Raw genomic sequence first — 21,435 nt, forward strand, 5'->3', positions numbered from 1 at the left:
ACTCTAAAAAAGCAGATAAAAATAAAATGATGAAAAAGGTTTTTTTATTAATTGGTTTATTAGGTTTAGTCGTTAGCTGTTCCCTAGATGATAACAACACTAATGTAAATTATGAATTTGTTCCGGTAGTAGATTATGAGCTACCAGACACCCTGGTATATGGAAAACGTTATCAGTTTCCTGTTAGTTATGTATCACCCTCAAGCTGTAACCAGTTTTATGGTTTTGATTATGACATAGAAGACAGTACGCGTTTTGTATATGTGGTAAACAAAGTTTTTGAAAACGAAACGTGTACCGAAACCCCAACAGATACAATTGAGGCAACACTCAATTTTGAAGTTGTTTATAAATACAGTTATATTTTCAAATTCTTTAATGGCCTTGATGAGAATGATGAGCCTACCTTTCTTACAGACACTATACCTGTAAAGAGGTAAAACCAACTGATTTTAATTAATAGTAGAACAATGTGAGTCAAGAACAACTCATAAAAGACTGTAAAAAGAAAAAGCCAAAGGCTCAGGAAGAATTGTATCGGCGCTACGCTCGAACTCTATTTTCTGTGGCTTTGAAATATGCTCGCAATTATAGTGAGGCAGAAGATATTTTGCAGGAAGGTTTCATAACTATTTTTAATAAAGTAGAGCAGTTTAAATTTAAAGGTTCTTTTGAAGGGTGGTTAAAGCGCATTGTGATCAACACTGCTTTACAACGGTATCGAAAACAAAGTGTTTTTGAACTCGTCAACGAAGAGAACATTGAACAGGTTGAAGTAGAAGTTGATGAAGACGAAATTTCCCTTCAGTTTCTACTTCAGATTGTTCAAGAATTACCAGACCGGTACCGACTGGTTTTTAATCTATATGCATTAGACGGTTATTCTCATAAAGAGATCGCTCTAATGCTCAAAATAAGTGAAGGCACTTCAAAGTCAAATTTGTCACGTGCCCGAATAATATTAAAAGAGAAAGTAGAAAACTTTCAAAAAGATACAACCCTACAAGCATCAACGCCGTGAAAGAGCAAAAAAACATAGACCGCTTGTTTCAGGAAAAGTTTAAAAACTTTGAAGCAGAACCCGGCGACCAAGTCTGGGCAAATATCGCTGCTCAACAGCAAAGTAAAAATAAGACTATCATACCATTATGGCTTAAGATAAGCGGTGCTGCGGCAGCTCTATTACTATTATTTTTAGCAGGAAATGTCTGGTTTACAACTAATCTAAATCCAGAAGAAAACCCCGCTGTGGTTATAGAAGAAACAGCCACAGATAGAGAAAAAGAAAATACAATTGAAGTAACTAAAAAAGAAACTCCTGTTGTAACTTCTCAAGAAACTGAGAACAATACAGAAAGTTCAGAGCACTTAAAAAATACTCATAACGCTTCAAAAAATCTAGGTACAACCCCAAAAAACAACACGGTAGTTTCTACTAAACAGAATAATTCGTCAAGCACTAAAAGTACTCAAAATTCTTCATCTGAGAAATCTAATATTCTTTCGCAAAGCGGAAATGACAATGACAACGCTGTTGCAAATATTCCATCTTCTGAGATTCCTAAAAAGGATGAAGTTTTAACTGAAAATACTTTCGTAGAAAAAGCAGAAAAAACTAACGAAGTAGCTGTTGCTGACAATACTGAAGAAACTAATGTTGAGAGCGAAACCACAATAGACCCAGATGCTTTAGAAAAAATTGCAAATCAAAGTAAAGAACAAGCTATAGCTGAAACTGAAGAAACCTCAGAAACTATAAGTCGCTGGGGAATTTCACCAATGGTTGCACCGGTTTACTATAACAGTTTCGGAGGCTCTGGTATAGATGCCGAATTTTCAAAAAATAAAAAAAGCGGAGATGTTAATCTGAGTTATGGTGTACAAGTAAGTTATGCTGTAAATAACCGTTTAACAGTAAGGTCTGGTATTAATAGAGTTGACCTCGGGTATAAAACAGAGCAGGTTAGCTTTTCGCCAAGTATACAACCAAGCACTATTAGCAGTATCAACTATAATGATAACGCAGGTTTGATCCAGCTATCTAGCTCTAATAAAAGCTCACTTGTTAATTCTCCAAGTTCAAACGCTGCAGAATTTGACACAAATACCATAAACTCTTCAAACGCTCTAAATCAACAAATGGGTTACATAGAAATACCTGTTGAAGCAGAATACGCTTTAATCAATAATAAAATAGGTGTTCAGCTTATAGGAGGTTTAAGTACTTTATTTCTGAATAATAATTCTATTACTCTTGAAGAAGGCAACAATATAGTTTCAGAATTGGGTGAGTCAAATAGTTTAAACGGAACTAGTTTTAGTACTAATGTGGGGCTGGGATTTGATTATAAATTTACAGATCGCATACAGTTCAATTTAGAACCTATGTTTAAATATCAAATTAATGCATATAACAAAAGCGTTAGTGACTTTAAGCCTTATTATTTAGGTCTTTACACCGGGTTTAGCATTAAGTTTTAACAATACATGAAAAAGAAGGGTACAAATCTAAAGTTAGGTTTAGGTTAGTTTTTTAGTTGGTTAGGTTAATTGTTGCGCAAGCAATGATGATAAAAGGTCGCCTCTGGTTAGGGCGACCTTTTTGTTTATAGCGTTTGATCTTTTAAAAGTTCTGCGTGAATCGCTTTAAATGTTTGATCTCTCAAATCACGACGCTCATTAGCTACTTTACCTTTTGTTTCAATAAAGTTTAGAACTTTAACCCGCATTTTACCCGGTGATCCAGTAAAGAAGTCATAAGAAAAGCGCTTTTTATTATCATAAAAAACCATAGGTACAATAGGTATCTGATGGTCTATCGCTAGACGGAAAGCACCATCTTTAAAAGTATCTAAGACTAAAGACAAATCATCGGGCACGCCACCTTCAGGGAAAATGCAAATACTCAATCCTTGACTTAAGCGTTGTTGTGCACTTTCAAAAACTGCTCTTCTGCTTTTAGGATCTCCACGATCTACCAAAATACATGTTTGCTTGTAAAAATATCCAAATAACGGAAAACGTGCCAGCTCTTGCTTACCAACAAAAACAAACGGATTACGAGCGGTATGCAACATGAGCATTATATCGGTCATTGAGGTATGATTAGCCACATACATATAACTTTTACCGGGTTTTGTTTTCTGAAGTCTTTTTACCTGAGGCCAAAACCCCATGCCAAATAATATAAAACGCGCCCAAAATTGTGCCATTCTAAAAAAGTAAACATACCATGAATCTTTTGCCACCGAAATGATCAAAAACGGAAACAAAATCAGAATAGGAATAAGTAAAACAATGTAAAACCAAATGCGCCAAAGCAAAATAAAAAATTTACGCAGCAGAATTATCATAGGTTGTTTGAGTCAGTTAAGGTTTACTCGATAATCGAGATCAAAAATACTCTGAAGCTTGATAAGAAATTAAAAATTTCTTCATTTCAATATCTTACAGGCTTGTCAAGGTGGTTTATTAATTAGGTTGTTTGAGCTATCCAAAAATAGGCATTTTAAAAGGAGTTAATTCGTCAAAAGGGGTAACTTTGCCTAAAATATTAGTTAAGCATGTCACGAATTTTGACTGGTGTTCAAAGTACAGGAACACCTCATTTAGGAAATTTATTAGGAGCTATCATCCCGGCTATTGAAATGGCAAACGACTCAAACAACGATTCGTTTTTATTTATCGCCAATCTGCATACACTTACTCAAATAAAAGACGCCAGCATTTTAAAAGAAAACACCTATTCTGTGGCAGCTACTTGGCTTGCTTTTGGGTTAGATATAGAGCAAACTGTATTCTACAGACAGAGTGATGTACCTCAAACTACAGAATTGACTTGGTATTTAAGTTGCTTTTTTCCTTATCAGCGTCTTACTCTAGCCCATTCTTTCAAAGACAAAGCAGATCGATTAGCAGATGTAAATTCAGGATTATTTAGTTATCCTATGTTGATGGCTGCAGATATTTTATTATACGATGCAGAGTTTGTTCCCGTTGGTAAAGATCAATTACAACATATAGAAATGACTCGTGATGTAGCATCTCGTTTTCACGCGCAAATGGGAGATACTTTTGTATTACCGGAAGCTAAAATTGAAGAAAACACAAAATACATTCCGGGAACCGATGGTGAAAAAATGAGCAAATCCCGAGATAATTATATCAACTTATTTTTGCCTGATAAAAAATTGAGAAAACAAGTGATGGGCATTCAAACAGATAGTACTCCCCTTGAAGAACCTAAGGACCCTGACACCTGTAATGTTTTTAATTTATATAGAGTAATTGCCTCTGAAGAACAAGTGGTTCAAATGCGTCAAAATTATTTAGGTGGAAACTACGGCTATGGTCACGCCAAGCAGGCTTTATATGAGCTTTTAGTTGGTAAATACGAAAAGCAGCGTGAAGCTTATCACTACTATATGAACAATCTTGAAGAGATTGACGCAGCTTTAGAAAAAGGAGCCGAAAAAGCACGTAAGGTTGCTAATGAAGTTTTAAATAGAGTCCGTACAAAGCTCGGATACTAAGTCAGTTCAAATTGCTTCCCGGGAAGTGGTCGTACCACACCTTTCAACTCCATATTAAGGAGTAAACTGGCAACTTTAAATGTGGGCATTTTACAATGGAGTGCAATTAAATCTAATTGTTCTTTGCCCGCATCTCTTAAAAATTTCCAGATTAGTTTTTCTTCCTCAGTAAGTTCTACAAAGAGTTGTTTTTGTACAGGTTTTAACACCTCATCTACTTGCCAATTGAGTAAATAGATCAGATCTGCAGCACTGGTAATGAGTTGCGCTTTTTGTGTTTTAATGAGATTGTTACATCCCAGACTTTGCGAATCTCCAGGTCTTCCGGGTACCGCAAAAACATCTCTGTTATACGAATGGGCAATATCTGCCGTGACTAGAGAACCTCCTTTTTCGGCACTTTCAATAACGACTGTTGCTTCACTAATACCCGCAATGATGCGGTTACGTCTTAAAAAATTAGTGCGGTCAAAATTATCAGAACTCCAAAAATCGGTTACAAAAGCACCTTGGTTTTCTACCGCTTGCGCATATTTAACATGTACTTTAGGATAAATCTGGTTCAATCCGTGAGCGACAACTGCTAGGGTATCTAGCCCGTGATCTAAAGCCGCCCGGTGTGCAGCTATGTCAACTCCGTATGCAAATCCGGAAACGATCAAAGGGTTTAACAGCGCTAAATCTTCAATAAATTTTTTAATGAAATCAATCGCGTGAGTAGTGACTTTACGTGTACCTACTATAGAAAGTATTTTTGGATGGTTATAAGCAGCTTTTCCTCTTTTGAAGAGTAAAATGGGGCCGTCTATGCAATGTTTTAAGCGATCAGGATAATTTGCATCTTGATAACAGCTGTATTCAATTTTGTTTGCTTCAATAAACTCCACTTCATTTTCGGCTTCCAGAGCGTGCTCTTTATTGAAAAACTCTTTCAGTTTATACTCCCCTATTCCTTCTATATTGAGCAAAATTGCTTTAGATTGCCGTAAAACATTTTGAGGAGATTCAAACCTATGCACCAGTCTTTTAATGGAAGTATCTCCCAGATTAGGAATGTGCTGTAATGTTAAATATGCGTGTAATTCTTCTTGACTCACCGTTATAGTATATTGAAAATAAATATATTACAAAATTGTTAACAATTACCGGTTAACAAGATTAGGTCAGAAGGATTTTTTTCTAATTTTACATTATGCATTTTTCAACTTACATCAGCGACCTATTATACAGATACGAGTGTGTGATCATTCCCGGCTTTGGGGCATTTTTAGCACATCGTGTTTCTGCATATCACGATTCTAAGACACAAACTTTTTTTCCACCTCAAAAGCGTATTTCGTTTAATGCTCAATTAAAAGAAAACGACGGCCTTTTGGCTAATTACGCTGCATCTGCAGAAAATTTAAGCTATACAGAAGCCTTAAGGAATTTACAAGAGTTTGCATATGAGCTGGAGCAAAAACTTATAAAAAACGAAACTGTAGTTCTTGATAACATAGGAATGCTTTCTCAAAATGAAGCAGGTAAAGTGATTTTTGAACCGGCAAAGACTACTAATTACCTTACAGAAGCTTTTGGACTTTCTTCTTATGTTTCAAAACCTATTACGCGTGAAGTGCTTAATGAAAAGGTCGAAACTCTTGAAGAAAAAGCACCAATTCATATTTCTGCTGGCCGCCGAAACAACTGGATGAAGTATGCTGCAGTAGGCTTGCTTGCAATCGGGTTATCGGGATCTTTGGGATTCTTCTATTTCAAAGATATTGCTGATCACAATTTTGCTGAAAAACAAAAAGCAGAAACTGCAGTAGAAAATACAATTCAACAAGCAACATTTACGATAGACAATCCGTTACCGGCAGTTACCTTGAACGCGTTTAAACCTAAAGGAAATTATCATATAGTAGCAGGAGCTTTTAGAGTACCTGAAAATGCTGAGACTCGCGTAGAACAACTGCGGGAAGCCGGTTATAAAGCGCGAAGCATTGGTGAAAACAAATACGGTTTACATCAGGTTGTTTACTGTAGCTATACAGACCGTTTAGAAGCAATAAAAGAATTGAGACAAATACGAAACAATGACAATCCTAATGCCTGGATGCTTGTTCAGGAATTGAAATAAGTCAGTGTTTTTAGAGAACATAGTATTTAAGAGCCTCCAACTTTGGAGGCTTTTTAATTTTTAGAAGGTCTATTCTTACTATTTTTACGCAAAATCATTTTATGAAAGAAAAAACTCCTTCAGAATCGCGTACCATGCAGACTGATTTGGTGTTACCTAACGAGACCAACCCATTGAACAATATGTTTGGTGGTGAACTCTTGGCACGTATGGACCGTGTAGCGAGTATAACAGCAAGAAGACATTCGCGTAGAATTGTAGTTACCGCATCCGTAAATCACGTTGCTTTTAACAAAGCGATACCTTTAGGTAGTGTTGTTACTGTTGAAGCATCTATTTCACGCGCTTTTAAGACTTCGATGGAAGTTATCATAGATGTATGGGTGGAAGATCGTGAGAGCGGCTTAAAATCAAAAGCAAATGATGCTATTTATACCTTTGTTGCCGTAGATGAAACCGGTATGCCAGTACCTATTCCTCAAATAAGACCAGAATCTGAACAGGAAGTTCAGCGTTATGAGGCAGCTTTACGCAGAAAACAGTTGAGCTTAGTGCTTGCTGGCAAAATGAAAGCTAAAGAAGCTACAGAACTCAAGGCTCTTTTTGAATGAGTTTTGATAAAATTCAATAAAAAAGGGAGGCAAACAATGCTTCCCTTTTTTGGTTTGTTTAATTCTCACTCTAATTTCTATAATCTAATGCCGGTTCCCGATCTCCCAATAATGGAATGTATTCAAAGTCAGTACCGCGCTTTTCTATGAATTCTTTTTTTGCCGCTTTTAAAATAGAAGGATCATTCAGTAAATCCATTCCGGTCTTAGCAATAGTTTTAGCTGCGATCATCATTCCCTTTTCACCAATGCTCATGCCGCCGGCAGCGACAGCTTGCCAACTGTGAGCCGGAGTTCCCGGGACCCAGGTAGCAGTATATAAACCAACTGTAGGCACTTTAAAACTCACATCACCCACATCTGTTGAACCGCCTGCTTCCGGATTAGGGTTGTAATCGCTAATACCTTCAACATTTTTGATATCTAGTTTATTTCCTAGTGTTTTTGAAATTTCTTCAGCAAACTCGCGTTCTTCAGCTGTATACGTGTAACCTCCCACTTCCTTCAGGTTAGAATACATCAGCTTTTGCAGCGTGAGATTAGGAAGCAATTCATGCGTTCCTCCTATCATCTCATAGTCCATTGTGGTACCTGTTCCCATAGCAGCACCTTCTGCGGCTTTTACCATTCGATCAAAGATTTCAATCACAACATCTCTTGTAGTATGACGGGCATAATAATACACCTCAGCAAAATCAGGAACCACATTAGGAGCCTTACCCCCATCTGTAATTACATAATGAATACGCGCATCTTCGGGAACATGCTCGCGCATCATATTTACCATATAATTCATCGCCTCTACGCCATCTAACGCAGAACGACCTTTTTCAGGGGCTCCTGCTGCGTGGGCAGCGATACCGTGAAATCTAAATTTAGCTGATTTATTTGCCAAAGCGGCTCCGGGATTTGCTCCGTTAGAATTTCCGGGGTGCCAGTTTAATGCAGCATCCACATCATCAAATAAGCCCGCTCTGGTTAAATAAACTTTACCTGAACCGCCTTCTTCGGCAGGGCAGCCATAAAACCGAATGGTTCCTGACTTACCGCTTTCAATTAAATACTTTTTAATACTTATTGCCGCAGCTGCAGAAGCAGTACCAAAGAGATGATGCCCGCAAGCGTGACCGGCTACACCACCAGCAGATTCTTTATGCGTGACCGCTTTTTGAGATAAGCCTGGCAGAGCGTCATATTCACCCAGAACTGCGATCACCGGTTTTCCAGAACCGTAACTGGCAATAAAAGCTGTAGGCATACCGGCAACACCATCTTCAATTGTGAAACCTTCATCTTTTAAAGTTTCCTGAAGCAGTGCAACGCTTTGCTCTTCTTGATACCCCATTTCAGCAAAAGACCAAATTTTATGTGCTATAGCGCCATATTTATCTGCATCTTGCTCAAGTTCTGAAATTATTTTTTCTTGTTTCTTTTGGGCAGAAACTAAACCCGAAATCATTAAAATGGAAAAGAGAAGCGTAATTTTTTTCATAAAACAGAATAGTTTAGAAGATAGAATAGAAGTCTTGTCTAGCTCTAAAATACAATAATCCTATTAATGAATAAATGAGCCGCATAGAAAACACGGAGCTATCGAAGGTTTTTTATCAAATTGAATTCACGATGGAACAAAAATCAGATTTACATATTATAAATCCAATCTTCAGGATTTAAGCGCTCTGAATCTTTATAAACCAAAAACTTTAATATGGTTTTACCACTAAAGGAGTTTTCTGCGATTTCGCCAATGGCTTGCTTTGTGTCAACCTGATCGTTCAATTTAACCTTCAGGTTTTTTAGATTTTGATAAACGGTTAGGTAATTTCCATGTCTGATAAAAACGGCATATCCCCCACCTTTAATTACCTGAATCTGAAATACGGTACCCTTAAAGGAAGCCCGCGCAACGCCACCGGGAGCAGTTTCTATCTCAACTCCGCTATTATAGGTTGTAATATTTGGCAAGGTAGGGTGCTGTGAAGTCCCAAACTTCTTATAAACACGACCGCGTTCTACCGGCCAGTCTAACTTACCTCTATTAGAAACAAAGTCGTTAGCAAGAGCCTTTGCTGCAGGAGTAAGTGCAAATGTTGCGAGTTTACCAACCTCTGGCTTTGCCGTTGTTTTTGTGGCTGTATTTTTATTAGAAGCGGCAATTGCTTCTCTAATAATTCGATCTATTTCTTTATCTATCCTGTTTGCTTCTGCCTGCTTTTTATTGATCTGAGCCACGTAGGTAGATTCTTTTTCACGGATGGTAGCAATGAGCGCATCTTGCTGTTTTTTCTCTTCCTGAAGCTTCTGCTGCTCTAGTTTGTTCTGAGCGATCAATTGTTGTTTTTGCTCTTTCTGCTCAATAAGTTTGGTATTGGTTTCCTGCAAAAGTGCAGTACGCTCTTTAATCTGATCACCTTGTTTTTTACGGTAGTTGCTGTATTGTTTCATATACTGCACCCGCTTATATGCCTGTAAAAAACTCTCAGAAGAAAGCAAAAACATAATTCGACTTTGACTGCTTTTACTCTTGTATGACTTTTGAACCATCGCCGCATAATCATCTTTCAGCTTTTCTAACTCATCCCGCAAAGCGGAAATTCTATTGATATTCTGATTGATTTTTTGCGTAAGTAAATTGGCTTGTGAGTTGGTAACCTTGATCAGGTTTTCACGTGTTTTAATTTTTGAATCCAGATCTTCAACCTGATTCAAAACATTCATTTCCTTTTTCTTATTGCTTTGACGCAGTTTACTCAGTTCTTCAATCTGACTCATCAATGCCCGGCGCTGACGCTCCAGCTCTGCCTGTTTATCATTTTGAGACCAAAGGTTGGCGCTTCCTCCTAAAAAAAGAAGAATCAGTAAACTGAATGTATAAAACTGCTTCAACTGCATTAAAGTTTAATTTCTTTTAACCCGCCGGGAATATTAAACGGAAAGCTTACATCTGCGTTAAAATCAATTCCGCGGTATTCAATATCTATAGTTGTTGTCTTTTCTGTTTCCTGAGCTCTTACGTGGATTTCTGACGGAAAGTAACCGTTTTCCTCCTGAATATAATCGTCATATTGGATGGTAAGATCCCTATTTTCTTCCTGCTGTGTAAGGCGTTGCTCCTGAAGTGTAAATGCTCCAGAATTCAAGTAGAAAAATAGATTGAAAAGTTTAGATTGCTTTCTTGGCGCAATGAGATAACGAGATGAGGTTGATCCTGCACTAAAACCACCATTTCTTAGATCATAAATTGGCTGACCGGTCAATAAAGCTTCAACCTGATCATAGTCTAATTCTGTGCCTAACAAATCACTCAGCAACTCAAAATCACCGTCAAAATAGGTGCCCTCTATCTTCTCATAAAACTGAACGCGATCTCTGGTGATCATTGCTTTTGCAAGAGAAATTCCCAAAACAGAAGCACTCATCCAGATGGTTTCTCCTTTCTGCATACGCAAACTCACCGTCACACTTTGATTGGTTTCCGGATCAGAATATTTAATCTTTAAACGTGCCGCAAGTGTTTCAAATTGCGGGTGTGTCTCATAATGCGTTGCAATTATTTTTGCAGAAGCAAGATCTTCTACTGAAGCGGTGTTTTTTGTAGACTTACAAGCTGCCAAACTTAAAAGAGTTGTAAGCACTAAAACTTTATGGAGTATTCGCATATTATTGTGTCAAATTTGTAAGGCGTTTACGGTAATCTGCAGCTTTAGCCGCGTTACCTAATTTATCATAAGCGCGTGCCAGTTCACTATAAAAATCAGCTTGCATCTTTGGGTTGTCAATGATGTAATCCAAACCCATTTCCAAATAATCTGCAGCTTCTTTTGTATTGCCTAGTCCATTTTGAGCAACACCGTATACTAAATAAAATAAAGCCTGAGCCGGGTATAGCATAAGTGCCTCCTCGCTAAGTGCAGCAGCCTTATCAAACTGACTAGCCTGAAGTTGCAACATAATCAGATTACGCAAAACATTAATATCTGAAACATCTTTTTTGTAAGCAGCTTCGTAGTACGATAACGCCTTTGTGCTATCTTTATTTTTTAAATAGTAAGCACCCAGTTCTTCATTTACATCGGTTTGTTCTTCCGAAGAAAATAAAGCGATCGCCTGTTCCAGTTCCGGTTCATACTCAGGGTTTCTATCCACATAGATCAGAAAATCGTTTAGAACGCTGTGTTTTGCTTTGGGTTCAATGCGGCTGCTTTTCATCACCTTCTCTAAAGAATTGAAGGCTTGCTGTACGTCACCATTCTCTAAATGGAATTTATAAAGCGCCAAATGCACAGCATCTGCTTTAGGATTTATCTTTAATAAACGCTGAGCGATTACATAAGCTTTATCAGTATTGCCTTGCTCGCTGTAAACATAAATGAGATTGAGGTAATTTTGCTCATTCTCAGGGTCTGCATCAATCTCTTTTAGAAGCACACGCTCTTTAACATCACCTCCACTCAGTGCCAGCGCCTGCTCTCTTATCTGGCTGCGGTAGGCATCTTTACCCAAATTGTCATCCAACTCATCCAGAACAGTAAGTGCTTTTTCAAAAGCCCCTTTACGAACATAAATTCGTGCTAAATCTTCTTTATATCTGATATCAAATTTTACCAGATCCTGCACCAAATCTATCGCCTTATCAAAATCCTGACGTGCATAATAAACCTCATAAAGGCTTTCCATCATATCGCGTTGATTCGGTTTGAGCTGTAAGGCTTTTAGGTAATTATTTTCGGCTTCCTGAACATTACCCAGAGCTGCTTCGTTTTTTCCTTTTTCAAAATAGAGAATGGGTTCTTGCGGGCGTAAGGCTATGCATTTATCTAAAGCTGCAATCGCCCGGTCGTAATTCTCGATTCCTTTCTGCTTTAAAGCTTCAAAAAAAGACTCCTGAAAATCATCTGTAACATCTTCAAGATCATCCACATTTACATCTTGTAAAGGATTAGGCTCTTGCGCTTCCGCCAACGGCGAAAACAACAAAGTGATCAACAAGATTATAAATGCTTTCATCTTTATAAATTAAATCAGCTCTGAATAATCTCCGATGCTGATTGCTGTAAAGTTACCATCGAATTTAGCATAATTACCTATCATCGCGTTTTTTAACTGCGCGTTAGTAATTTCACTAAAAGTCTGAATTAAACTTTCTGATATTGTACTGTTCTCTATTACTGTTCCTTCACCTACCGAAACATTAGGGCCAATTGTTGAATCTTTTATCACCGCATCATCGCCAATAAAACAAGGTGGAATTACCGAAGCATTCTCTAATTTAGCCGAAGTTGAAACCATATGCTCCCCTTCCTTATGTAAAAACTGAAGCATTCTTCCGTTTGTTTCAACAGTAACATTTTTGTTTCCGCAGTCCATCCACTCATCGATTTTGCCGGGTTTAAAGGTATAGCCTTTAACCTGCATTTGCTTGATACCGTCATTGATCTGGTATTCGCCACCGTGCATCAATTTAGCATCTAAAACAGCCTGCAATTCATTTTTAAGAATAGCGCCATCCTTAAAATAATAAATGCCAATAACCGCCAAGTCTGAAACAAAATCTATAGGTTTCTCAACAAGTCCTACAATATCGTTTTGCTCATTAAGTGAAACCACACCATAAGCCTCCGGGTTTTTAACCTGTTTAACCCAGATCACACTATCTGCTTCTTTATCTAACGTAAAATCTGCTCTGAAGAGTGTGTCTGCATATGCAATAACACAAGGTCCGCTTAACGAATCCTGAGCACACATAATCGCGTGGCCGGTTCCCAAAGGTTTGTCCTGATAATAAATAGTTCCTTTAGCACCTAAACTTTGAGCGATTTGCTTGAGATTTTTTTCGGTTTCAGCGCCAAAGTCTTCTGCGATCACAAACGCGATTTCTTCAATGTTTTCTTCTAAAACGTGGGCAATATCTTCAACCAGTCGCTGAACAATAGGTTTACCCGCAATAGGAATCAAAGGTTTTGGGACGGTTAAGGTATGTGGACGTAGTCGCGAACCGCGACCTGCCATGGGGACAATGATTTTCATCTTTTGTTTCTGGTTTTTCCCTGTAAAAGGAAGGTTTATACAAAACTCATCTGGTGAAAAAGTTTTGCTTGTTAGTTTTCCGCCTTAGCGAAAAAGAAAAATAGATATTTATTATTTAGTACCAGTACTTCCAAAACCACCGGCTCCGCGTACCGTTTCGCTGAGTACTTCAACTTCATTCCAATCTGCTCGCTCATGTTTTGCGATAACTAACTGTGCGATACGCTCACCGCTTTCTACCGTAAAATCTTCATTAGAAAGGTTCACTAAGATCACTCCTATTTCACCGCGATAATCCGCATCAATGGTTCCCGGAGCATTAAGAACGGTGATTCCTTTTTTTGCTGCAAGACCACTACGCGGTCTTACCTGAGCTTCGATGCCTACCGGCAATTCGATAAACAAACCGGTTTTTATAATGGCTCGCTCCAAGGGTTTTAAAGTTACCGGAGCATCCAAAACTGCTCTGAGGTCCATTCCTGCTGAAGCTTCGGTCTCATAATGAGGTAAATCGTGACTCGATTTATTGATGATATTTATTTGCATACTGTGCTTGATTTAAAGAGCTGCTATTTATTTCGGTTTAAAATGCTTTTCAATTCGGTCTTTTCTAAAAAGAAAATGAGACTTACAAAAGCCAGAATCAACAGCGTGCTCACGATATAATTTACTCTAAATACGTAAAACGAAACTAATGCTCCGGCTGTCGCTACAAAAAGATACAGCCCGATGCGGGAAACGTTATACGGAATATGATAATATTTTTGACCGTAAAAGTACGAAATCAACATCATCACGCCATAAGCCGCAACTGTAGCATATGCTGAAGCCATAAAACCAATAATTGGTATAAAATACCAGTTTAACCCAATGGTAAGTGCTGCTCCCAATACTGAAAAGTACATTCCGTAATGTGTTCTGTCTGTTAGCTTGTACCACACCGCCAAATTGTGATAAATACCTAAAAAGAGATTTGCTAAAAGTATATACGGTACAATCTCTAAAGCTTTAAAGTAATCAGGATCGCCAATTAAAATATCTTTAAAAATATCTATAAAGCACACTATAATCAGCAAACCTCCAGCACCAACGATGACAAAGTATTTTAGAATAGTCGCATAGGTTACAGGAGCATTTTTATTTTTAGCATGATTGAAGAAAAACGGTTCTGCTCCCAATCTAAACGCCTGAATAAAAATGGTCATAAATACCGCCAGTTTATAGCACCCGGAATAAGCACCCATAATGTCTTTGTCTAGCATATCACCCAGCATCAATTTATCTAAGTTCTCATTGACTACAAATGCAAGACCCGCAACAAGAACCGGCCAGCCGTACTGCCAGAGTTCACCAAAGAGTTTTCGGTCAAAAACCAGTTTGATTTTAAAGAAGTCTGGAGCGATCAATAAAAAAGTTACCGCACTTGCAGCAAGATTTGCGATAAAAACGTAGGTAAGTAATTCCCTTGAGTCGTACCAGCTGAAATTTAAATTAAAGTGTGGTATTGCCCAAAGCAAAACCACATTGAGCAAAACATATATTGCCAAATTGACCAATTTAATACCCGCAAACTTTAAGGCTTTGCCTTTTGCTCTCAGATAGGCAAAAGGAGCGACAACCAGCGCATCAAGTATTACAACCCCTACTAGATATGCAAAATACGATGAAGGGAGCTCTAAAGCTTCTGTAATAGGTGCTCTCAACAACCAAAGAATTCCAAGAGCGAAAAGTGTAGTTGTGGTAAGTGCAATTAAAACCGTACTGTAAACACGTTGTTTATCTTCATAGTTTGAAAAGAACCGAAAAAATGCAGTTTCCATCCCATAGGTGAGCAATACGTTAAGAAAAGCAGCTCCAATATAAAAAGAAGTTATACCTGCATAACCGGTCGTGTCCACTTTATCGGTATGCAAATAAACCAGGAATATATTCATAATACGCGGCAGTATAGTTGCCAGACCATAGACCGCTGTATCTTTTACAAAACGTTTCAGTACACTCAAAAAAAAGGGATTTAAATAGTTCTAAAAGGAGTTATATTAATTCAGCAGAAGTTGTTTACACCTTACTGTTATGGGTTAAGCTCAAGTATGGTGAAAAAAGTTTTATCCTTTACTTGATAATTCAATAAGGCTTGATTTTCTGAAATTTTATAAGGTGGTTTAACAGGCACTTGAGGTAAGGGATTATTAGCTTCCTGTGCTCTATCAGCAGAAAGAACACGATCTTCTGAGTTTACTTTAGCATTTGAAAATGTAGCATAATAAGTAGCTCTACTATCCCAAAGAACGCGTGATTTTTTATTCTGAAAATATAGGTCTTTAAAAACTACATCAGCAGGTAATTCTGAAACATCAAAAACAACCTGAACTTTATCAGGCTTCTCAGCTTTTGTTTGTGTTTTATCGACTTTAAATGGAGGGTTCTTCACTAATTCGCTACTACCTCCACAAGAGATATTTAGAATCAAAAGAAGGAAAAAAGATGCTCTGTAAATCATATATACTTTTATATAACAAACGCTTTATAGGGAATCCGATTGTACGGGTTAATACTAAATAATCTTAGTTATGCAATATTGATAATCGAGTAAATCAAAAAAAGCCTTGCAATTGCAAGGCTTTAAGATATGAAATAAAATAGTTTCTAATTATTTAATGCTTCTGCACCACCTACGATCTCAAGGATTTCATTGGTAATCGCAGCCTGACGTGCTTTGTTGTAAGTCAACTTAAGCTGATTTCTCAACTCGGTAGCATTATCAGTTGCTTTGTGCATAGCAGTCATACGCGCACCATGCTCACTAGCAACAGAATCTCTGATTCCTTTAAAAAATTGTGTTTTTAACGCTTTAGGAATAAGCTGCTTAACTATCTCTTCTTTAGAAGGCTCAAAAATATAGTCTGAAGTATTTTCAGGTGTTACATCTTCAAATTGCTCTTTTAAAGGAACAATAGGTAGAAATTGCTCACGAGTTACAATCTGTGTTGCTGCATTTTTAAATGAGTTGTAAAGCAATTCTACTTTATCGTAAGTACCTTCAACAAAAAGGTTCATAACACGTTCTGCAATTTCCTCTACGTTTTCAAAAGTCAAATCATCAAAAATCACAGTGTCGTTAAAAACAACCGTATGTGTTTTTTTAAGAATATCATTTGCTTTTTTTCCCAAGGTTAGAAAGTGAACTTCTTTACCTGCATAGACATTAGCTGCAATGTTCTTAGCTTCTTTAACAATGTTAGAGTTAAAAGCTCCTGCAAGACCTCTGTTAGAAGAGATCGCTACTACAAGTACTTTTTCTACAGGTCGTTCTTCTGCAAAACGGCTCCCGCTATCCCCTTCCATCGAAGCGCTAAGATTTTGAAGTAACTCGGTCAATTTATCAGAATACGGGCGCATAGCTGTAATAGCATCCTGAGCCTTCTTCAATTTTGCAGCAGACACCATTTTCATAGCACTGGTGATCTGCATCGTAGAAGATACTGATGAAATTCGGTTACGTATTTCCTTTAAATTTGCCATTTTTTTTAATTCAAAATGTTGAATTTGGAATTATGAATTTTTGATTATACTAACCAATAACTTTATTAACTCCTCACAATTTCCCGGAAGCTCTTGTGGAACACTAGCTATCCCGGTGTGTTCTATAATTTGCATCCAATATTGAGTTTCTTCTGCTTCTTTTAAAGCGATACCCAACTTATTTTTAAAATCTTTAGTGCTAACAGCTCTTTGAGATTCCCTTATATTAGCTCCAATACTTGTTCCTGATTTTAAAAGCTGACCTCCTATTTCATAGAATCCATTTGATTTCAACGATTGTGTATAAATAACTATATCACAAGCAAAATGAAATGACTTATCAACAATTGCATTATTTCGAGGAACATATGCCATCTTAATTCTCCATTCAGAATTAAGAATTACTTCTTATATCGAGAAGCAAGGTCATTTGCAACAGTAGTCAGCGTATCGATAACTTCGTCTGTTAATTTACCTGCTTTTAAAGTATCTAAAACGTCTCTGTGCTTAGCATTCAAGAATTCAAGATAGTCTGTCTCAAATGCTTTTACTTTATCGATAGGCACATTACGCAATAAGTTCTTTGAACCTGCATAAATAATAGCAATCTGATCTTCTACGGTGTATGGTGTATTCTCAGCTTGCTTTAAGATCTCTACGTTACGTTTCCCTTTTTCAATTACGCTTAAAGTAGCAGCATCAAGGTCTGAACCAAACTTAGCAAAAGCTTCTAATTCTCGGAAAGCAGCCTGGTCTAATTTAAGAGTACCAGAAACTTTCTTCATAGATTTAATCTGTGCTGATCCACCTACACGTGATACCGAAATACCTACATTAATCGCGGGACGTACACCTGAGTTAAACAAGTCACCATCTAAGAAAATCTGACCATCAGTAATCGAAATTACGTTAGTAGGGATATACGCAGAAACGTCACCTGCTTGTGTCTCAATGATAGGAAGTGCAGTTAATGAACCACCACCTTTTACGATAGGTTTTAAACTATCAGGAAGATCATTCATGTTTTTTGCAATATCATCATCTGCAATAACTTTTGCAGCACGCTCTAATAAACGAGAGTGTAAGAAGAAAACATCACCAGGATATGCTTCACGACCGGGTGGACGACGTAATAAAAGTGATACCTCACGATATGCAACCGCTTGCTTAGATAAATCATCATAGATGATCAAAGCAGGACGACCTGTATCTCTAAAGTACTCACCAATTGCAGCACCTGCAAAAGGAGCATATACCTGCATAGGAGCAGGATCTGATGCATTTGCAGCTACAATAGTAGTATATGCTAAAGCTCCCTTTTCTTCAAGAACGTTAGCAATACCTGCAACGGTAGAAGCTTTCTGACCTACAGCAACATAGATACAGTAAACAGGCTCACCTGCATCATAAAATTCTTTTTGATTTAAAATGGTATCGATACAAACGGTAGTCTTACCAGTCTGACGGTCACCAATAACTAGCTCACGCTGACCACGACCTACCGGGATCATTGCATCAATAGATTTGATACCTGTTTGAAGCGGCTCATTTACCGGCTGACGATAGATTACACCAGGGGCTTTACGCTCTAATGGCATCTCATATGTCTCTCCTTGTATAGCACCTTTACCGTCTATAGGCTGACCTAGCGTGTTTACTACACGACCTACAATACCTTCACCTACATTAATAGAAGCAATACGTTGTGTACGTTTTACTGTAGCACCTTCTTTTACTTCTTTAGAAGGACCTAAGAGTACAACCCCTACGTTATCTTCTTCTAAGTTCAATACAATACCTTCAAGACCTCCGTCAAATGATACGAGTTCTCCGTATTGTGCGTTAGAAAGACCATAAACACGGGCAATACCATCACCTACGGTGAGTACTGTTCCTACCTCATCTAATGAAGCTGATGCTTCAAAGCCTGAAAGTTGTTTCTTTAAAATTGTTGAAACTTCAGCTGGTTTTACTTCTGCCATTTTGTTTGATATCTAAGTAAGCTTTGATACAACTCAAAGCTAAGTTGTAATTATAAACGTTTACTAAATTCTTTTTGTACGCTTGCCAGTTGATTATCTATACTTGCATCGTACTGTACATCTCCTACACGAAGAATAAACCCACCTATAATGCTGGAATCTATGTGATGTTCTAAGGTTACTTCGGTACTGTTTGTAAGCTCTTTTACTTTAGCCAAAACTTTAGATTCTAAACTAGAATCAAGTTCTACAGCTGTTGTAACGTGAGCTACTATAATTCCTTTAGACGCATTGTAAAGGTCTAAATAACTTTTTGCTACCTGACCTAAAAGAGAGGTACGCTTTTTATCTACTAAAAGTTCGATTAAGCCTAAAGTGCTGGGATCATATCCTGCAAAAATAGCGTTTAGAGAAGCTCTTTTATCTTCAGCTTTAATAACCGGACTCTTAAGCACACTGCGTAATTCTTTACTAGCACTTAGTGTCGCATCAATAGATTTCATATTACCAAAAACAACTTCTTCAGTACCTTTATCTTTGGCCTGATCTAGAATTGCTTTTGCATAACGTATTGCTGCTCTTGAAGACATGAACTGCTGGTTTTATTAGTTAAGGGTAGCGTCTTGCAGCATTTTTTCTACATACTGCATTTGTTTTTTCTTATCAGAAAGTTCGTCTTTAACCACTTTTTCAGCAATCTCTAAAGACAATTCTGCTACCTGACTTTTAAGTTCTGCCACAGCTGCACGTTTTTCTGCAGCGATAGCTTCCTGAGCCTGAGTAATGATTTTATCAGCTTGTGATTTTGCATCATCTTCAGCTTCTGAGATCATCTTTGTTCTGATCTCACGAGCTTCTTTTAACATAGCATCACGCTCAATACGTGCTTCTTGCAAAGCTTTCTCGTTATCTGCCTGAAGATTTTTCATCTCCAAACGCGCTTTTTCTGCAGCTTCTAATGCTCCTTGAATACCTTGCTCACGCTCATCAAGTGAGTTTAAAATAGGTTTCCAGGCGAACTTCTTCATCAATAAGATGAGGATTAATAAAATAACAGCTTGCATAACAAACAAGCCCGGAGAAAAATCATTTAATAATTGATCCATCTTTAATTTAATGTTTTAAATAAAACAACTCCTGTAACCAACCGTTACAGGAATTGCTTAGTTGTTTAAGCTATGATTATTTACCTAAGATCAACGCACCGAAAGCAAGACCTTCTAAAAGTGCACCAATGATAATCATCGCAGTTTGAATCTTACCAGCCGCTTCAGGTTGACGCGCGATACCTTCCATCGCTTTACCACCGATTTGTCCTAGTCCGATACCTCCACCGATAACGATTAATCCAGCTCCAATTAAATTGTACATAACAATTGATTTAAAAATTAAACAAACTCTTCTCTTACATCCTCTACATCATCTATCTCGTGACCCGCTGCGTCATGCTCATGGTGATGATCGTGTTCTGCCACGGCCATCCCGATGAACAATGCAGATAGCATCGTAAAGATGAATGCTTGCAAGAATGCAACTAATATTTCAATAACCGAGATGAACAAGGTAAGAACCAGAGATAATCCTGTAGAACCTACAGCGCCAAACTGGGCTTTTAATGTAATCATTAAGGCAATTAATCCCATTACCACCACGTGACCTGCGGTGATGTTTGCGAACAAACGAATAAGAAGGGAAAAAGGCTTGGTTAACATACCTAAAACTTCGATAGGTATTAAAATGATTTTCATAATTACGGGCACATCTGGCATCCAGAAAATGTGTTTCCAGTAATCTTTGTTACCGCTAAATTGTACTATAAAAAATGTAAATAATGCTAAACAAACTGTTACTGCTATTTGACCGGTAATATTGAAACCAAATGGCGTCATCCCTAATAGGTTAGAAACCCAAATAAAGAAAAATACCGTGAGCAAGAAGCCCATATACTTACGGTATTTATGTTCCCCAATGTTAGGACGCGCAATCTCATCGCGCACATAAATAACCAAAGGCTCTAATATACGACCAAATCCAGTTGGTATTTTTTTCTTTTTGTATTGCTTTCCTAAAGAAGCGAACCAGAAAATCAATAGTAAACCAACTACCAGAATACCCAATACGCTCTTTGTAATTGATAGATCAAAAGGCTTGTGTGCATTTTCAGGATGGTGATCTTCTCCCATCACAATTGCATCTGCTCCTTCTTCTAATTCATAAATTTTATCGTGAAGATTAACAAAACGGCTTCCGCCCTTTTTTACTACTACTTCCCCATCAATATCGTGATGAAATTCTGAAGACATAAAAGCTACAGGACCATTACTTGCCCATAAAATTATTGGCAGTGAAAAACCCACACTATGACGCTCCCCATCGCTTCCCTGATAAGAGAACAAGTGAAAATCGTGAGAATCCTTTAAGTGATGATTAGTGTAATCGGTAATTTCCTGTTGTGTATTAACAGGTCCTTCGTCATTGGCTTCCGCGACACTATGCTCTTGTGCATTTATCAGTGATCCACACAATAGAAAACTGATAACAGCTAGAAAATGAATGGGTAAAGAAGTTATCTTCATTATAGTTTTTTAAAAAATCAGGCTTGCTAAAATTTGGTGCAAAACTAAACATTTTATTCACAA

General features: G+C 37.6%; 23 protein-coding genes. 6 read left to right on the plus strand and 17 right to left on the minus strand.

What is annotated here, in order from left to right; all coding sequences use genetic code 11:
- The first annotated feature begins 26 nt into the window (after nucleotides 1-26).
- The 3 genes from DSM02_RS01790 to DSM02_RS01800 are packed head-to-tail and all read left to right on the plus strand — an operon-like array spanning nucleotide 27 to nucleotide 2,481.
- On the plus strand, nucleotides 27-440 hold the full coding sequence (locus DSM02_RS01790) for a hypothetical protein (protein WP_128764033.1): 414 nt from the start codon (nucleotides 27-29) through the stop codon (nucleotides 438-440).
- A 32-nt stretch (nucleotides 441-472) separates the two neighbouring features.
- The gene (locus tag DSM02_RS01795) at nucleotides 473-1,021 is read left to right on the plus strand and encodes an RNA polymerase sigma factor (RefSeq protein ID WP_128764034.1); all 549 of its coding nucleotides are present in this window, start codon (nucleotides 473-475) and stop codon (nucleotides 1,019-1,021) included.
- Nucleotides 1,018-2,481: an outer membrane beta-barrel protein gene (locus DSM02_RS01800; protein ID WP_128764035.1), complete on the plus strand. Its 1,464-nt coding sequence runs from the start codon at nucleotides 1,018-1,020 to the stop codon at nucleotides 2,479-2,481. The genes DSM02_RS01795 and DSM02_RS01800 overlap by 4 nt, the downstream gene beginning before the upstream one ends.
- Nucleotides 2,482-2,606: 125 nt before the next feature.
- Here the strand turns inward: DSM02_RS01800 and DSM02_RS01805 are convergent, their stop codons facing one another.
- Nucleotides 2,607-3,353, minus strand: coding sequence for a lysophospholipid acyltransferase family protein (locus DSM02_RS01805; RefSeq protein WP_128764036.1), 747 nt, complete (start codon nucleotides 3,351-3,353; stop codon nucleotides 2,607-2,609).
- A 210-nt stretch (nucleotides 3,354-3,563) separates the two neighbouring features.
- On the opposite strand from DSM02_RS01805, the gene trpS reads away from it, so the two are divergent.
- Nucleotides 3,564-4,532 (plus strand): tryptophan--tRNA ligase, encoded by a 969-nt coding sequence (gene trpS, locus DSM02_RS01810; RefSeq protein ID WP_128764037.1) that lies wholly within the window; start codon nucleotides 3,564-3,566, stop codon nucleotides 4,530-4,532.
- Here the strand turns inward: trpS and dprA are convergent.
- Complete coding sequence (gene dprA / locus DSM02_RS01815) at nucleotides 4,529-5,629, minus strand: DNA-processing protein DprA (protein WP_128764038.1); 1,101 nt, start codon at nucleotides 5,627-5,629, stop codon at nucleotides 4,529-4,531. The genes trpS and dprA overlap by 4 nt on opposite strands.
- Nucleotides 5,630-5,724: 95 nt before the next feature.
- Here dprA and DSM02_RS01820 point away from each other — a divergent pair, with 95 nt between their 5' ends.
- Both DSM02_RS01820 and DSM02_RS01825 read left to right on the plus strand, forming a co-directional pair.
- Nucleotides 5,725-6,654, plus strand: coding sequence for an HU domain-containing protein (locus tag DSM02_RS01820; RefSeq protein ID WP_128764039.1), 930 nt, complete (start codon nucleotides 5,725-5,727; stop codon nucleotides 6,652-6,654).
- 101 nt (nucleotides 6,655-6,755) lie between these two features.
- Entirely contained in the window at nucleotides 6,756-7,265 is a 510-nt protein-coding gene (locus DSM02_RS01825) for an acyl-CoA thioesterase (protein WP_128764040.1), read from the plus strand.
- A gap of 70 nt (nucleotides 7,266-7,335) precedes the next feature.
- Here the strand turns inward: DSM02_RS01825 and DSM02_RS01830 are convergent, their stop codons facing one another.
- The 15 genes from DSM02_RS01830 to atpB all read right to left on the minus strand — a co-directional run bounded on the left by DSM02_RS01830 (nucleotide 7,336) and on the right by atpB (nucleotide 21,372).
- Nucleotides 7,336-8,757 (minus strand): amidohydrolase, encoded by a 1,422-nt coding sequence (locus DSM02_RS01830; protein ID WP_128764041.1) that lies wholly within the window; start codon nucleotides 8,755-8,757, stop codon nucleotides 7,336-7,338.
- A gap of 149 nt (nucleotides 8,758-8,906) precedes the next feature.
- On the minus strand, nucleotides 8,907-10,157 hold the full coding sequence (locus DSM02_RS01835) for a murein hydrolase activator EnvC family protein (RefSeq protein ID WP_128764042.1): 1,251 nt from the start codon (nucleotides 10,155-10,157) through the stop codon (nucleotides 8,907-8,909).
- Entirely contained in the window at nucleotides 10,157-10,924 is a 768-nt protein-coding gene (locus DSM02_RS01840) for a DUF4292 domain-containing protein (protein WP_128764043.1), read from the minus strand. The genes DSM02_RS01835 and DSM02_RS01840 overlap by 1 nt, the downstream gene beginning before the upstream one ends.
- Nucleotide 10,925: 1 nt before the next feature.
- Nucleotides 10,926-12,272, minus strand: coding sequence for a tetratricopeptide repeat protein (locus tag DSM02_RS01845; protein WP_128764044.1), 1,347 nt, complete (start codon nucleotides 12,270-12,272; stop codon nucleotides 10,926-10,928).
- 9 nt (nucleotides 12,273-12,281) lie between these two features.
- Nucleotides 12,282-13,292, minus strand: a complete 1,011-nt coding sequence (locus DSM02_RS01850; protein ID WP_128764045.1) for a sugar phosphate nucleotidyltransferase — start codon at nucleotides 13,290-13,292, stop codon at nucleotides 12,282-12,284.
- A 111-nt stretch (nucleotides 13,293-13,403) separates the two neighbouring features.
- Nucleotides 13,404-13,838: a dUTP diphosphatase gene (gene dut, locus DSM02_RS01855; RefSeq protein WP_128764046.1), complete on the minus strand. Its 435-nt coding sequence runs from the start codon at nucleotides 13,836-13,838 to the stop codon at nucleotides 13,404-13,406.
- A 23-nt stretch (nucleotides 13,839-13,861) separates the two neighbouring features.
- A complete protein-coding gene (locus tag DSM02_RS01860) occupies nucleotides 13,862-15,295 on the minus strand; it encodes an oligosaccharide flippase family protein (RefSeq protein WP_128764047.1) in 1,434 nt (477 codons plus the stop codon).
- Between the two features lie 68 nt (nucleotides 15,296-15,363).
- Nucleotides 15,364-15,792 (minus strand): hypothetical protein, encoded by a 429-nt coding sequence (locus DSM02_RS01865; protein ID WP_128764048.1) that lies wholly within the window; start codon nucleotides 15,790-15,792, stop codon nucleotides 15,364-15,366.
- 146 nt (nucleotides 15,793-15,938) lie between these two features.
- Entirely contained in the window at nucleotides 15,939-16,814 is an 876-nt protein-coding gene (atpG, locus tag DSM02_RS01870; protein WP_128764049.1) for an ATP synthase F1 subunit gamma, read from the minus strand.
- A gap of 30 nt (nucleotides 16,815-16,844) precedes the next feature.
- Nucleotides 16,845-17,189 (minus strand): four helix bundle protein, encoded by a 345-nt coding sequence (locus tag DSM02_RS01875; RefSeq protein WP_128764050.1) that lies wholly within the window; start codon nucleotides 17,187-17,189, stop codon nucleotides 16,845-16,847.
- A 26-nt stretch (nucleotides 17,190-17,215) separates the two neighbouring features.
- The gene (gene atpA / locus DSM02_RS01880) at nucleotides 17,216-18,796 is read right to left on the minus strand and encodes a F0F1 ATP synthase subunit alpha (RefSeq protein WP_128764051.1); all 1,581 of its coding nucleotides are present in this window, start codon (nucleotides 18,794-18,796) and stop codon (nucleotides 17,216-17,218) included.
- A 50-nt stretch (nucleotides 18,797-18,846) separates the two neighbouring features.
- On the minus strand, nucleotides 18,847-19,386 hold the full coding sequence (gene atpH / locus DSM02_RS01885) for an ATP synthase F1 subunit delta (protein WP_128764052.1): 540 nt from the start codon (nucleotides 19,384-19,386) through the stop codon (nucleotides 18,847-18,849).
- 15 nt (nucleotides 19,387-19,401) lie between these two features.
- On the minus strand, nucleotides 19,402-19,902 hold the full coding sequence (locus DSM02_RS01890; RefSeq protein ID WP_128764053.1) for a F0F1 ATP synthase subunit B: 501 nt from the start codon (nucleotides 19,900-19,902) through the stop codon (nucleotides 19,402-19,404).
- Nucleotides 19,903-19,978: 76 nt separating this feature from the next.
- A complete protein-coding gene (gene atpE, locus DSM02_RS01895) occupies nucleotides 19,979-20,167 on the minus strand; it encodes an ATP synthase F0 subunit C (RefSeq protein ID WP_004569351.1) in 189 nt (62 codons plus the stop codon).
- 17 nt (nucleotides 20,168-20,184) lie between these two features.
- A complete protein-coding gene (gene atpB, locus DSM02_RS01900; RefSeq protein WP_128764054.1) occupies nucleotides 20,185-21,372 on the minus strand; it encodes a F0F1 ATP synthase subunit A in 1,188 nt (395 codons plus the stop codon).
- Nucleotides 21,373-21,435 lie beyond the last annotated feature (63 nt).

It is taken from the genome of Leeuwenhoekiella polynyae (genome assembly GCF_004104075.1).
Taxonomy (GTDB): Bacteria; Bacteroidota; Bacteroidia; order Flavobacteriales; family Flavobacteriaceae; genus Leeuwenhoekiella; species Leeuwenhoekiella polynyae.